The 13,114-nt window shown below is 60.5% G+C and carries 11 protein-coding genes; 6 read left to right on the top strand and 5 right to left on the bottom strand.

The window, feature by feature from the left end; all coding sequences use genetic code 11:
• The first annotated feature begins 33 nt into the window (after positions 1-33).
• From G5154_RS08015 to proX, 6 genes are all read left to right on the top strand, one after another.
• On the top strand, positions 34-831 hold the full coding sequence (locus G5154_RS08015) for a threonine/serine exporter family protein (protein ID WP_005348133.1): 798 nt from the start codon (positions 34-36) through the stop codon (positions 829-831).
• Positions 828-1,295: a threonine/serine exporter family protein gene (locus tag G5154_RS08010; protein WP_026035076.1), complete on the top strand. Its 468-nt coding sequence runs from the start codon at positions 828-830 to the stop codon at positions 1,293-1,295. The genes G5154_RS08015 and G5154_RS08010 overlap by 4 nt, the downstream gene beginning before the upstream one ends.
• Positions 1,296-1,313: 18 nt before the next feature.
• Complete coding sequence (gene folA, locus G5154_RS08005) at positions 1,314-1,805, top strand: type 3 dihydrofolate reductase (protein WP_337072472.1); 492 nt, start codon at positions 1,314-1,316, stop codon at positions 1,803-1,805.
• Positions 1,806-2,359: 554 nt separating this feature from the next.
• A complete protein-coding gene (proV, locus tag G5154_RS08000) occupies positions 2,360-3,556 on the top strand; it encodes a glycine betaine/L-proline ABC transporter ATP-binding protein ProV (RefSeq protein ID WP_421250690.1) in 1,197 nt (398 codons plus the stop codon).
• On the top strand, positions 3,553-4,704 hold the full coding sequence (gene proW, locus G5154_RS07995) for a glycine betaine/L-proline ABC transporter permease ProW (RefSeq protein ID WP_421250689.1): 1,152 nt from the start codon (positions 3,553-3,555) through the stop codon (positions 4,702-4,704). Before proV ends, proW begins: the two co-directional genes overlap by 4 nt.
• Positions 4,701-5,702, top strand: a complete 1,002-nt coding sequence (proX, locus tag G5154_RS07990; RefSeq protein ID WP_421250688.1) for a glycine betaine/L-proline ABC transporter substrate-binding protein ProX — start codon at positions 4,701-4,703, stop codon at positions 5,700-5,702. Before proW ends, proX begins: the two co-directional genes overlap by 4 nt.
• Before the next feature lie 95 nt (positions 5,703-5,797).
• Here the strand turns inward: proX and G5154_RS07985 are convergent, their stop codons facing one another.
• The 5 genes from G5154_RS07985 to prfB form a co-directional block, all read right to left on the bottom strand.
• Positions 5,798-6,592, bottom strand: a complete 795-nt coding sequence (locus G5154_RS07985) for a phosphoadenylyl-sulfate reductase (protein ID WP_421250687.1) — start codon at positions 6,590-6,592, stop codon at positions 5,798-5,800.
• Positions 6,582-8,306: an assimilatory sulfite reductase (NADPH) hemoprotein subunit gene (cysI, locus tag G5154_RS07980; protein WP_201987386.1), complete on the bottom strand. Its 1,725-nt coding sequence runs from the start codon at positions 8,304-8,306 to the stop codon at positions 6,582-6,584. Before cysI ends, G5154_RS07985 begins: the two co-directional genes overlap by 11 nt.
• The gene (locus G5154_RS07975) at positions 8,306-10,099 is read right to left on the bottom strand and encodes an assimilatory sulfite reductase (NADPH) flavoprotein subunit (protein ID WP_421250686.1); all 1,794 of its coding nucleotides are present in this window, start codon (positions 10,097-10,099) and stop codon (positions 8,306-8,308) included. The genes cysI and G5154_RS07975 overlap by 1 nt, the downstream gene beginning before the upstream one ends.
• Positions 10,100-10,296: 197 nt before the next feature.
• The gene (gene lysS / locus G5154_RS07970; RefSeq protein ID WP_216975654.1) at positions 10,297-11,832 is read right to left on the bottom strand and encodes a lysine--tRNA ligase; all 1,536 of its coding nucleotides are present in this window, start codon (positions 11,830-11,832) and stop codon (positions 10,297-10,299) included.
• Positions 11,833-11,848: 16 nt separating this feature from the next.
• A protein-coding gene (prfB, locus tag G5154_RS07965) for a peptide chain release factor 2 (protein WP_100645262.1) occupies positions 11,849-12,947 on the bottom strand; the annotation gives its coding sequence in 2 pieces (ribosomal slippage) (positions 11,849-12,871 and positions 12,873-12,947; 1,098 coding nt in all).
• Between the last annotated feature and the right edge of the window lie 167 nt (positions 12,948-13,114).

Below are 13,114 nucleotides of genomic sequence, written 5' to 3'. Positions count from 1 at the left end.
CCGAAATTTTTATTGCTACGACTCGAAGGGATTATGAGAAGTATCACACCAAGACGGGTGTTGTCGCGGGAGCAACAGACAGAGATCACCCGCATTATCGTCAAGGTGGGTCAGATGTTGGCCCAGTTCGGGGCGGAGAGCCGGATCATCGAGCAGACCACGGTGCGGCTGGGGATGGCGCTGGGGCTGGAGAGCGTCGAAATGGCCATCTCTTCCAGTGCCATCGTGCTCACCAGTCTCTATCAGGGGGGCTGTGTTACTACTACCCGGCGGGTGCGCGAACATGGCATCAATATGCAGGTGGTGTGCGAGATCCAGCGGATCTGCATCATGGCGGAGAAAGAGCTGATCGGTGCCCGTGAAGTGCGCCAGCGCCTCGAGGCCATCGTCCCCTTTCACTATCACCCTTGGCTGGTGGTCCCCATGGTGGGGCTCTCCTGTGGTGCCTTTAGCCTGCTGTTTGGCGGTGACTGGCCCATTTTCCTGGTGACCTGTTTCTCGTCTGCCGTGGCGATGCGGGTGCGCCAACTGATGGCCCGCCATCACCATAGCCCGCTCATCAACTTTGCCGCCACCGGCTTTATTGCCACCTTGCTCTCCTCCAGCGCCACCTTTTTTAACTGGGGTGACCAGCCCTATCTCGCCATGGCGGCCAGCGTGCTGCTGCTGGTGCCGGGCTTTCCGCTGATCAATGCGGTCTCCGACATGGTGAAGGGCTACTTCAACATGGGCTTGGCCCGCTGGGGGACTGCGACCCTGCTGACCATCAGCGCCGCCATAGGTATCATTTTGGCCATGTCGGTCACGGGGATCTGGGGGTGGAAAGTATGATGGATTTGCTCTGGCTACTGGCCAAGGATGCCTTCTGGTCCTCCATTCCGGCGGTGGGGTTTGCCATGCTGTTCAACGTGCCACCGCGGATGTTGAAGTACTGTGCCATGGGGGGGGCGCTGGCTCACAGCTTGCGTACCTTGCTCATACACTATGGCATGCCCATTGAGTGGGCGACGCTGGCGGCGGCGACCACGGTCGGCTTTGTCTGCGTCTACTGGTCTCGCCGTCTGCTGGCGCCGCGTCCGGTGTTCAGCGTTGCCTCGATTATTCCGATGATCCCGGGCAGTTATGCGTTCAAAACCATGATTGCGGTGGTAGAGCTCAACATCAACGGCGTGACCATGGAGTTAATCCAGAGTGCGGTGGAGAACGGCCTCAAGGCGCTCTTTATCGTCGGTGCCCTCAGTTTCGGTTTGGCGATCCCCTCTCTGGTCGTGTACCGTAACCGCCCCATAATCTGACAGACGGTGAGAGGCCCAATGAAGATTTCCATGATTGCCGCCATGGCCCACGACAGGGTGATCGGCAAGGACAACCAGATGCCCTGGCATCTGCCTGCCGATCTGGCTCACTTCAAGCGTGTCACCCTCGGTAAACCGGTATTGATGGGGCGCAAAACCTTCGAGTCCATTGGTCGGCCGCTGCCCGGACGGCGCAATCTGGTGATCAGCCGCAATCCCGGTTATCAGGCCGAGGGCATTGAGGTGGTGGGCTCCGTCGAGGCGGCGCTAGCGCTGTTGGCAGGCAGCTCGGTGGAGGAGTTGATGGTGATTGGTGGCGGTCATCTCTATGCCGAGATGTTGCCGAGCGCGGATTGCCTCTATCTGACGCAAATCGATCTGGCGGTGGAGGGGGATACCCGCTTCCCTGCTTTTGACGATGGTCAGTGGCAACGCGTTGATTGTGAGAGCCACCCTGCCGATGAAAAGAACCCGCACCCCTACCGATTCGAGACCTGGCAGCGCCGCTGAATCATGGCATGTGCTAACCGATAGCCACGAAAAAGCCCCTTGTGTTGCACAAGGGGCTTTTTTCGCACGGGCTATTTGCCAGAAGTTCCGTGCCAGCAGGCCGATAGTCCAGAGGTGGCTGCGGCGATCTCATCGTGGCGGGTGAATACTCCTTTAGCCTCCCTCCTCAGCTCCTTTTCTTGTCCCCCAATCTGTCCTCATTGCGACCAATAAATAGTTAGATATGTAATTATTTGGTCGTTGTCGATTATCTGGATGGCGCGTTACACAGTTACCGTCATTAACCTGCATTTTATTGCGCTTTTTTGATTGTTTTTGAATGACTTTTCCCAGTGCATCTTCGTTTTATATGGAAAATTTTATGGATAAAGCCAGGCTTTGTTCGGTTTTTATTGATAAAAATAACTTTTTAAAATCAATGGTTTATTTTGTAGTTTGTTTTTGGGGACTCTATTGGTTCTTTTGTTTTGGTTGTTAATTGCTTAGTGTAAAAAACAATTGGTTCGCGTTCGGCAGGTTAATCACCAAGATGTCGACCATGAAAAAAGGACAGTATGACAGTCAAACTCGAGGTTAAATCACTCTACAAAATCTTCGGCGATCAGCCGGAAAAAGCGTTCAAATTGCTGGCGAAAGGGCATGACCGCGCCAGCATCCTGCAAAAAACCGGGCAGACCCTGGGGGTCCAGGATGTCAATCTGGCCATCGACGAAGGGGAGATCTTCGTGGTGATGGGCCTCTCCGGCTCTGGCAAATCCACCCTGGTGCGTCTCTTCAACCGGCTGATCGAGCCAACCCGCGGCCAGGTGCTGATCGATGGCGAGGATATTGCCGCCATCTCCGACAGTGAACTGCGTCAGGTGCGCCGCAAGAAGATCAGCATGGTATTCCAGTCCTTCGCCCTGATGCCGCACCTGAGCGTGCTGGAAAACACCGCCTTTGGGCTGGAGCTGGCCGGTGTGCCGCTGGCGGAGCGCCAGCAGAGCGCCTGTCAGGCGCTCCATCAGGTGGGGCTGGGTCAGTGGATCGATGCCTTCCCCGATGCCCTCTCCGGCGGCATGAAGCAGCGGGTCGGCCTGGCCCGCGCGCTGGCCAACGACCCCGACATCTTGCTGATGGACGAGGCTTTCTCCGCGCTGGATCCGCTGATCCGCACCGAGATGCAGGACGAGCTGCTCAAGCTGCAGGCCAGCCAGCAGCGCACCATCGTCTTCATCTCTCACGATCTGGACGAGGCGATGCGCATCGGCGATCGCATCGCCATCATGCAGGACGGCCAGCTGGTGCAGGTCGGCACCCCGGACGAGATCCTCAACCAGCCCGCCAACGACTATGTGCGCGCCTTCTTTCGCGGGGTGGATCTGGCCAACGTGTTCAGCGCCCGCGACGTGGCCAGCCGCAAGCAGATGCCGCTCATCAAGAAACACACCACCGACGGGCCGGGCAACGCCTTGCGCCAGCTCAAGGAGCAGGAGCGGGAGTTCGGTTACGTGGTGGATCGCCGGCGCCGCTTCATCGGGGTCGTCTCGGTGGAGTCGCTCGGTCAGGCGGTCAGGGCCAAAGGCAGCCTGGAGCAGGCGCTGCTGGCGGACATCCAGCCCATTCTGGCGGACACCGCTCTCAACGAACTGATCAGCCAGGTGGCGGCCGCCCCCTGTCAGGTGCCCGTGGTCGAGGAGGATGGCACTTACTTGGGCCTCATCTCCAAGGCCAACCTGCTGAACACCCTGGACAGGAGTACCCCGGCATGAAGCGGATGAATCCCCATTTTTTACTGAGCGGGCTGCTGGCCCTGGTGCTGCTGGCGAGCCCCTCCCTGCGTGCCGATGAGGCTGCGGTCGACCCCTGGGGGGCCAGTGCGGCCGCCACCGAGGTTGCCGATCCCTGGGGCAGTACCGACACTGAGGCGACCGACTGGCAGAACCAGATCGAGGCGGTCGACACTACCGCCGCCGTCGACTGGCTGGATCCCTTCCAGCAGGCGCTGGTGCCGCTGGATAGCTGGGTCGAGGGCGGCATCGGCTGGCTGGTCGACAACCTGCGTCCCGTGTTTCAGCTGATCCGAGCACCGGTGGAGCTGGCGCTGGGCGGCATTACCCATCTGTTGCAGACGGTGCCCTCCACCCTGATGATCGGCCTGCTGACCCTGATCGCCTGGCAACTGGTGAATGGTCGCATGGCGCTGGGAACCCTGTTCTCACTGGTGGTGGTGGGGCTGATCGGCGCCTGGTCCGATGCCATGGTGACCCTGTCGCTGGTGCTGACCTCGCTGTTCTTCTGCGTGCTGATCGGGCTGCCGGTCGGCATCCTGCTGGCGAGGAGCGAGCGGCTGTCGCGCTGGACCCGGCCGCTGCTGGATGCGATGCAGACCACTCCGGCCTTCGTCTACCTCATTCCCATCGTCATGCTGTTCGGCATCGGCAACGTGCCCGGGGTGGTGGTGACCGTCATCTTCGCGCTGCCGCCGATGATCCGGCTCACCATGCTGGGCATTCGTCAGGTGCCCGCCGATCTGGTGGAGGCGGCCCACTCGTTCGGTGCCAGCCCCTCTCAGCTGCTGTTCAAGGTACAGCTGCCGCTTGCCATGCCCACCATCATGGCCGGGGTCAACCAGACCCTGATGCTGGCGCTCTCCATGGTGGTGATCGCCTCCATGATCGCGGTGGGTGGCCTCGGCCAGATGGTGCTGCGCGGCATCGGCCGGCTCGACATGGGGCTCGCCTCCATCGGCGGCCTCGGCATCGTGCTGCTGGCCATCGTGCTCGACCGCCTGACCCAGGCGATGGGACAGCCGGATCGCAGCCGTAGCGGCCGCTGGTATCAACGCGGCCCCGCCGCCCTGCTGCTGCGCCTGCTCGGCCGCGACAAGTCAATCGATTACAAAGGAGTAAATGCATGAGGCTTATCACCAAGACGCTGACCCTGGGTTCCCTGCTGTTGAGCTCCCAACTGCTCGGTCCGCTCGCCATGGCCAGCACCGAGCTGCCGGGGGAGGGCGTGCGCGTCCAGCCCCTGCAGAGCTCGTTGCCGGAGGAGAGCTTTCAGACCCTGCTGGTGAGCAAGCTGATGGCGCGCCTCGGCTATGACGTCCAGCCGGCTCAGGAGGTGGATTACAACGTGGCCTACGCCTCGGTGGCGCAGGGGGATGGCACCTTCCTCGCCTTCAACTGGATACCGCTGCAAAACAACAAGTATGAGCAGGCGGGAGGTGACAAGGTGTTCTTCCGTGAGGGCACCTATGTGGCCGGGGCCGCCCAGGGCTATCTCATCGACAAGCAGACCGCGACCCAGTACGGCATCACCAACCTGGGTCAGCTCAAGGATCCCAAGCTGGCGGCGCTGTTTGACGGCGATGGCGACGGCAAGGCCGATCTGGTGGGCTGCAACCCGGGCTGGGGCTGCGAAGAGGCGATCAACCGTCATCTGGCCGGCTTTGGCCTGACCCCGACCGTCACCCACAAGCAGGGCAATTACGCGGCGCTGATCGCCGATACCCGTGCCCGTTACCAGGCCGGCAAGCCGGTGCTCTACTACACCTGGACCCCCTACTGGCTCAGCAGCGAGCTGGTGCCGGGCAAGGACGTGGTGTGGCTGGAGGTGCCCGCCGATGGCCCTGATGCGGCCAAGACCCGGCTGCCGAACGGCAAGAACTATGGCTTCCCGGTCAACACCATGCACATCGTCGCCAACAAGCAGTTCGCCGAGGCCAACCCGGCAGCCGCTAGGCTGTTCTCCATCGTCAAGCTGCCGCTTAATGACATCAACGTGCAGAACGGCCTGATGAACAAGGGGCAGAACAAGCCGGCGGACGTGGAGCGTCACGCCGACGCCTGGCTCAAGGGCCACGAGGCGCTGGTGAACGACTGGCTGACCCAGGCACGCGCCGTCGCCAAGTAATGAGGGGCGGTAGCTCGCTCTTTGCGCAAATAAAAACGCCCGGCAGTTGCTTGCCGGGCGTTTTTTATGGAGGCCGTGCGGGCGGGCCCTCTGCCTCAGATGCCGGAGCCGTCGTTCTCGCCGTTCTCCTCGTGCAGGCCGCATTCGCGCTTGAGGCCGAAGAAGCGGGTCTGCTCCTCGCTCATACCGGGCTCCCACTTGGTGGTGGTGTGCACGTCGCCCACCGACAGGTAGCCCTGCTCCCACAGCGGGTGGTAGGGCAGGTCGAACTCCTTGAAGTAGTAGAAGACGTCCTTGTTGCTCCAGTCGATCACCGGCAGGAACTTGAAGCGGCCGCGCTGGATGGCCAGCACCGGCAGCTTGCCCCGGCTGCCGGACTGCTCCCGGCGCAGGCCGGAGAACCAGGTGCGGGCACCCAGCTCGTTCAGGGCGCGGTCCATCGGCTCTACCTTGTTGAGCTGGTTGTAGCGGGTGATCCCCTCTACTCCCTGTTCCCACAGAAGGCCGAAGCGGGCCTCCTGCCAGGCCGGACTGAGCTCGGCCCGGTAGATTTTGAGGTTGAGGGCGAGCCGCTCGGTCAGCTCGTCGATGAAGCGGTAGGTCTCGGGGAAGAGATAACCGGTATCGGTCAGCACCACCGGCACATCGGCCTGCTCGCCGCTTACCAGATGGAGCATCAGCGCCGCCTGAATGCCGAAACTGGATGAGAGCACATGCTCCCCCGGCAGATTGGCCAGGGCCCAGCGCACCCGTTCTGGGGCGCTCATGGTATCCAGCTCGCGGTTGAGGGGCGCCAGCGCCTCGGTCTGCTCTTCACGGCCGAGGGCCAGCAGTGCCTGCAGGTTAAGGCGGCCATCTTCGGTGACATTAAGCGGCAGATTAAGCGGCATAGAAGTCCCTCGCAGAGTCGATAACGGGGGCAATCACCCCAACCCGGATCACGAAGTCGCCGAAGCACTCACCCTGATTTCGCTCGGTGGCCCAGCGGCCGATCAACGCGTCGAGTTCGGCCAAAATCTGCGGTTCGGTGATGTTCTCCTGATAGAGGCGCGGAATGCGGGTGCCTTCCAGGTTGCCCCCCAGATGCAGGTTGTAGCGGCCCGGCGCCTTGCCCACCAGACCCACTTCCGCCAGCATGGCGCGGCCGCAGCCGTTGGGGCAACCGGTGACCCGGAAGATGATGGCGTCATCCGTCAGCCCATGTTTGGTGAGCAAGCCCTCGATGTCGGTGACAAACGCTGGCAGCATGCGCTCCGCCTCGGCCATCGCTAGCGGGCAGGTAGGCAGTGCCACACAAGCCATGGACTGCTTGCGCTGCTCGCTCACGCCGTCATCCAGCAGGCCGTACTGGCGCGCCAGCCCTTCGATGCGGGCTTTCTCGCTGGCAGGCACCCCTGCGATGATCAGGTTCTGGTTGGCGGTCAGGCGAAAATCCCCCTGATGCACCTTGGCGATCTCCAGCATGCCGGTTTTGAGCGGCTTGCCCGGGAAGTCCAGCAGGCGGCCATTCTCGATAAACAGGGTGAGGTGATGCTTGCCGTCGATCCCCTCGACCCAACCGAAGCGATCGCCACGGCTGGTGAACTCATAGGGGCGAACTGGCCCGAACTGGATGCCAGCGCGGCTCTCCACCTCGGCCTTGAAGGCTTCGACGCCGACGCGCTCAAGGGTGTACTTAGTCTTGGCGTTCTTGCGGTTGACCCGGTTGCCCCAGTCGCGCTGGGTGCTGACCACGGCGGCCGCCACCTCCAGCACGTGAGAGAGCGGAATAAAGCCAAAGTCGCTCGCCTTGCGCGGGTAGGTGCTGGTGTCGCCGTGGGTCATGGCGAGGCCACCGCCCACCAGCACGTTGAAGCCCACCAGCTTGCCATGCTCGGCGATCGCCACGAAGTTGAGATCGTTGGCGTGGATATCCACGTCGTTGTGGGGCGGGATCACCACAGTGGTCTTGAATTTGCGCGGCAGGTAGTTGGAACCCAGGATCGGCTCTTCGTCACCCCCCAGCTTCTCGCCGTCCAGCCAGATCTCCACGTAGGCGCGTGTCTTTGGCAGCAGATGTTCGGAGATCTTCTTGGCCCACTCGTAGGCCTCCTGATGCAGTTCGGACTCCACCGGGTTGCTGGTGCAGAGCACGTTGCGGTTCACGTCGCCGGCGGTGGCGATGGAATCGATGCCGGTGCTGTTGAGGGTCTGGTGCATCAGCTTGATGTCGCGCTTCAATACCCCGTGGAACTGGAAGGTCTGTCGGGTGGTAAGGCGGATGCTGCCGTAGAGGCTGTGCTCTTCGGCGAACTTGTCGATGATCTGCCACTGGGCCGGGGTGATGATCCCACCCGGCAGGCGGGCACGCAGCATGACGTTGTGCAGCGGCTCCAGCTTCTGGGCGGCGCGCTCCGGGCGGATGTCGCGGTCATCCTGCTGGTACATGCCGTGAAAGCGGATCAGCTGGAAGTTGTCGCCGTTGAAGCCGCCGGTGAGCGGGTCCTGCAGATCTTGCTCTATGGTGCCGCGCAGAAAGTTGCTCTCGCGCTTGAGGCGCTCGTTGTCGGCCAGCGGCCCTTCGACCGGTCCCGCTTTTGGGTGAGAAAGAGGTTGTTTGCTCATCAATAGACATCCCTTTGATAACGTTTGGCACGACGCAATTCGCTCAAATACTCTTCTGCTTCCTCACGGCTCTTGTGACCGTGTTCGGCAATTACATCCAGCAGGGTCTCCTGTACATCCTTGGCCATCTTGTTGGCGTCGCCACACACATAGAAGTGAGCGCCTGCTTCCAGCCACTGGTAGAGCTCAAGCCCTGCCTCGCGCAGACGGTCCTGCACATAGATCTTGTTGGCCTGATCCCGGCTGAAGGCCAGGGAGATCTGCGACAGCAACCCCGATTTCACATAACGCTGCCACTCCACCTGATAGAGGAAATCCTGGGTAAAGTGGGGGTTGCCGAAGAAGAGCCAGTTCTTGCCTTCCGCGCCCTGAGCTTCCCGCTCCTGCATAAAGGCGCGGAACGGGGCGATGCCGGTGCCCGGGCCCACCATGATGACGGGTGTGTCGGGATTGGCGGGCAGGCGGAAGTTGTCGTTGTGCTCGATGAATACCCGCACCTCGCCATCCTCAATCAGCCGATCCGCCAGATAGGAGGAGGCGGCGCCAGAGCGCACTGTGCCATCTTCCTGCGGGTAGCGCACCACGCCGACGGTCAGGTGCACCTCCTCTTCGACTTCGCTCTGTGCGGAGGCGATTGAGTAGAGGCGCGGGGTGAGGGGTCGCAGCAGGCCAACCAGCTGCTCGGCCGTGAGCGCGGTCGGGAAGCGTTTCAGCACATCCACCACCTGAGCGGAGGCGACCAGTGTATTTACCTGGGCCTTGTCACCGGCCAAGTCTTTCAGCGCCGCGTTGTCCGATATATCAGCGAGCCCTGTGATAAAGCCGCCGTGCAGCCGGGTCAGTTCGAAGTGACCGGTCAGGGCGGCGCGCAAGGTGCCGTGGGCCGTGGCTTCATCGCCAGAGAGGCCGGTCAGGGCCAGCACTTCCCCCACCAGGTCGGCGTCGTTGTCGAACCAGACGCCGAGGGCATCACCCGGTTGATAGGTGATGCCGGAGTCGGCCAGATTGATCTCGATATGGCGGATATCCTTGGTGGAATCCCGGCCGGTGATCTTCTGATTGACCGACAGGCGGGCAGGGAAGGGGTTCTCCTTGCTGTACTGGCTGTGGCCAACCGCCTGCTGCACCGCGCTGGCTACGCTGCTGCTGGCCGCTCCGGTAGAGAGGGTCGCGGCAATGGCGTTGAGTGCCTGTTCGCCCCACGCCTTGGCGGCATCCTGATAATCCACATCGAGGCTGGCGAGTTCATAAATGCGCTCGGCCCCTGCGCTGGCGAGGAAGTTGTCAAAATCTTTGCCGGTCTGGCAGAAAAATTCGTAGGAGCTGTCACCCAGCCCCAGCACCGCGAACTTGAGGCCGTCCAGCTTGCCGATCTTGCCTTTTTTAAGCTGCTCGAACAGATCGACGGCGCTCTCCGGCGGTTCACCCTCCCCGTAAGTGCTCACTACCACCAGCAGATGGCTCTCTTTCTTGAGCTGCTTGGGTTTGTAGTCGGCCATCGACGCGAGGGTGGCCGGTAGACCACGGGCTTCGGCCTGCGCCTTGATGGCAGTAGCGACACCTTTGGCGTTGCCGGTCTGGGAGCCGTAGAGAATAGTTAGGCTACCGCTGGGAGCCACGACTTCTGCGCCTGCGGTCGCAACGGGCTGGATGCCCACCTGGGAGAGGCCGTAGAGATATCCGCTCACCCAGGCCAGTTGCTGGGTATTGAGGGTCGAGAGTACCTGACCCAGCTGACGTTGCTGCTCGTCAGAGAGGGGGGAGAGGTTGAATGGGGAATCCTTCAATTGCATCACACGCGTCTTCCATGGTCTGATTTTTGGCCAGATTAAAGGGCGTGTTGGCTAACAACAAAGAATAAAAATATCTTCTTTATTCCATTATTGAATTTTGAAAGTGATTTTGCGGTAAAGGAGATAGAAAAACGCCCCGCTGTTGCGGGGCGTTTTCAAGCTATCGCGCTCGGGATGGATCCCGGCGGGCATGAACCTTACTTCTGCGGACGCAGGGCCGGGAACAGAATGACGTCACGGATGGTGTGGCTGTTGGTAAACAGCATGACCAGACGGTCGATACCGATACCCTGACCGGCAGTCGGCGGCAGGCCGTGTTCCAGCGCGGTGACGAAGTCGGCGTCGTAGAACATGGCTTCGTCGTCGCCAGCTTCTTTCTGATCAACCTGATCCTGAAAGCGCTTGGCCTGATCTTCAGCATCGTTCAGCTCGGAGAAGCCGTTGGCCAGCTCGCGGCCACCGATGAAGAATTCGAAGCGGTCGGTTACATCCGGGTTCACGTCGTTGCGGCGAGCCAGCGGAGAAACGGCTGCCGGGTACTCGGTGATGAAGGTCGGTTGCAGCAGCATGTGCTCCACGGTCTCTTCGAAGATCGCGGTGATCACGTGGCCCAGCTCCCAGCCCTTCATCAGCTCGATGTGCAGACGCTTGGCAACGGCCTTGGCGCTCTCGAGGGTCGCCAGATCGTCCAGAGTTACATCCGGGTTGAACTTCAGGATGGACTCGACCATGGTGAGACGCTGGAACGGCTGACCGAAATCGATGGTCAGACCCTCTTCGCCCTCTTTGGCGTAACGGATCTTGGTGTCGCCCAGAATGTCCTGCGCCAGAGTGCGCAGCAGCTCTTCGGTCAGGTCCATCAGATCGATGTAGTCGGCGTAGGCCATGTAGAACTCGATCATGGTGAACTCGGGGTTGTGACGAACCGAGATACCTTCGTTACGGAAGTTGCGGTTGATCTCGTAGACACGCTCGAAGCCACCAACCACCAGACGCTTCAGGTAGAGCTCCGGAGCGATACGCAGGTACATGTCGATGTCCAGCGCATTGTGGTGAGTGACGAACGGACGCGCGGAAGCACCACCCGGGATGACTTGCATCATCGGGGTTTCCACTTCCATGAAGCGCTTTTCGTTGAAGAACTTGCGGATACCGGCAACCACCTGGGTGCGGATCATGAAGGTCTTGCGGGACTCTTCGTTGGCGATCAGATCCAGGTAGCGCTGGCGGCAGCGAGCTTCCTGGTCGGTCAGGCCTTTGTGCTTCTCGGGCAGCGGACGCAGTGCCTTGGTCAGCAGGCGGATATCGGAAACGTGAACGGAGAGCTCACCGGTCTGGGTCTTGAACAGGGTACCTTCGACACCCACGATGTCGCCCAGATCCCACTTCTTGAACTGCTCGTTGTAGAAACCTTCCGGCAGGTCGTCACGGGTGACGTAGACCTGGATCTTGCCGGCCATGTCCTGCAGGGTGGCGAAAGAAGCCTTGCCCATGATCCGGCGGGTCATGATGCGACCGGCAATCTTCACCCGTTTACCCAGGCTCGTCAGCTCCTCGGCGCTTTTGTCGTCGAACTCTGCGTGCAGATCGCCAGAGAGGCTGTCGCGACGGAAGTCGTTGGGGAAAGGATTACCCTGGGCGCGCAGGGCGGCCAGCTTGGAACGACGCTCGGTCATCTCGTTGTTGAGTTCGAGAGTGTGGTCGACTTCCGGAGTGATGGTTTGTTCAGACATGGTGATTCCTGCTTGTTTACAGACCTGATTTCAGGCTGGCTTCGATAAACTTGTCCAAGTCACCGTCGAGCACCGATTGGGTATTACGGGTTTCGACGCCGGTGCGCAGATCCTTGATACGGGAGTCATCCAGCACATAGGAACGGATCTGGCTGCCCCAACCGATATCAGACTTGGTCTCTTCCAGGGCTTGTTTCTCAGCGTTCTGCTTCTGAATTTCCAGCTCGTAGAGCTTGGCTTTCAGCTGCTTCATACACTGGTCTTTGTTTTTGTGCTGGGAACGGTCGTTCTGGCACTGTACCACGACACCGGTCGGAACGTGGGTAATACGCACCGCGGATTCGGTTCGGTTAACGTGCTGACCACCGGCACCGGAGGCGCGGTAGACGTCGATCCGCAGATCCGCCGGGTTGATCTCGATATCGATATCGTCGTCGATCTCGGGGTAGACGAACACAGAACAGAAGGAGGTGTGACGGCGGCCACCGGAATCGAACGGGGACTTGCGAACCAGACGGTGAACGCCGGTTTCGGTACGCAGCCAGCCGAACGCATATTCGCCGGTGAACTTGATGGTGGCGGATTTGATACCGGCCACGTCGCCTTCGGAGCATTCAATCAGCTCGGGCTTGTAGCCGTGGGCGTCGCCCCAGCGCAGGTACATGCGCAGTACCATGTTGGCCCAATCCTGTGCTTCGGTACCACCGGAGCCGGATTGAATATCGATATAGCAGTCAGAGCCGTCGTGCTGACCGGAGAACATGCGGCGGAACTCGAGATCCACCAGCTTGGCTTCCAGCTGTTCGGATTCGGCGATGGCTTCGTTGAAGGTCTCTTCGTCTTCCCCTTCCACGGCCAGGCTCACCAGCATCTCGACGTCATCCACGCCCTGGGTCAGGGTGTCGATGGTGCCGACCACGTTTTCCAGCGCTACGCGCTCTTTGCCCAGCGCCTGTGCGCGCTCGGGTTCATTCCATACGTCCGGCTGTTCCAGCTCGGCGTTGACCTCTTCTAGACGCTCTTTCTTGGCGTCATAGTCAAAGGTACCCCCTAAGAAGCTCGGTCCGCTCAGACAGCTCCTTAAGTTTATTTAATACGGGATTAACTTCGAACATCGTGAAAACTCTCAGGGTCGATGTGATTTAAAAATGGGATATTCTAGCCAATTGTGGAAGGAATAAACAGGGTTGCCTTGGCTTGTGCGGCTCATGCCGTCAATTTCTGGTGTACTTTTCTCCACCTCGGCAGAAAATATCGCCTGCCGACCCATTTTCGGCTTCAG

This window comes from Aeromonas sp. 600527 (assembly GCF_049175415.1).
GTDB classification, from domain to species: domain Bacteria; phylum Pseudomonadota; class Gammaproteobacteria; order Enterobacterales; family Aeromonadaceae; genus Aeromonas; species Aeromonas veronii_A.
This window is presented reverse-complemented; position numbering and strand designations above follow the sequence as displayed.

Excerpts from the sequence above, each read along its gene's own strand:
- folA (WP_337072472.1), top strand. The coding sequence starts at position 1,314 with ATGAAGATTTCCATGATTGCCGCCATGGCCCACGACAGGGTGATCGGC.
- cysI (WP_201987386.1), bottom strand. The coding sequence starts at position 8,306 with ATGAGCAAACAACCTCTTTCTCACCCAAAAGCGGGACCGGTCGAAGGG.
- proV (WP_421250690.1), top strand. The coding sequence starts at position 2,360 with ATGACAGTCAAACTCGAGGTTAAATCACTCTACAAAATCTTCGGCGAT.
- lysS (WP_216975654.1), bottom strand. The coding sequence starts at position 11,832 with ATGTCTGAACAAACCATCACTCCGGAAGTCGACCACACTCTCGAACTC.
- proW (WP_421250689.1), top strand. The coding sequence starts at position 3,553 with ATGAAGCGGATGAATCCCCATTTTTTACTGAGCGGGCTGCTGGCCCTG.
- G5154_RS07975 (WP_421250686.1), bottom strand. The coding sequence starts at position 10,099 with ATGCAATTGAAGGATTCCCCATTCAACCTCTCCCCCCTCTCTGACGAG.
- G5154_RS08015 (WP_005348133.1), top strand. The coding sequence starts at position 34 with ATGAGAAGTATCACACCAAGACGGGTGTTGTCGCGGGAGCAACAGACA.
- G5154_RS07985 (WP_421250687.1), bottom strand. The coding sequence starts at position 6,592 with ATGCCGCTTAATCTGCCGCTTAATGTCACCGAAGATGGCCGCCTTAAC.
- proX (WP_421250688.1), top strand. The coding sequence starts at position 4,701 with ATGAGGCTTATCACCAAGACGCTGACCCTGGGTTCCCTGCTGTTGAGC.
- G5154_RS08010 (WP_026035076.1), top strand. The coding sequence starts at position 828 with ATGATGGATTTGCTCTGGCTACTGGCCAAGGATGCCTTCTGGTCCTCC.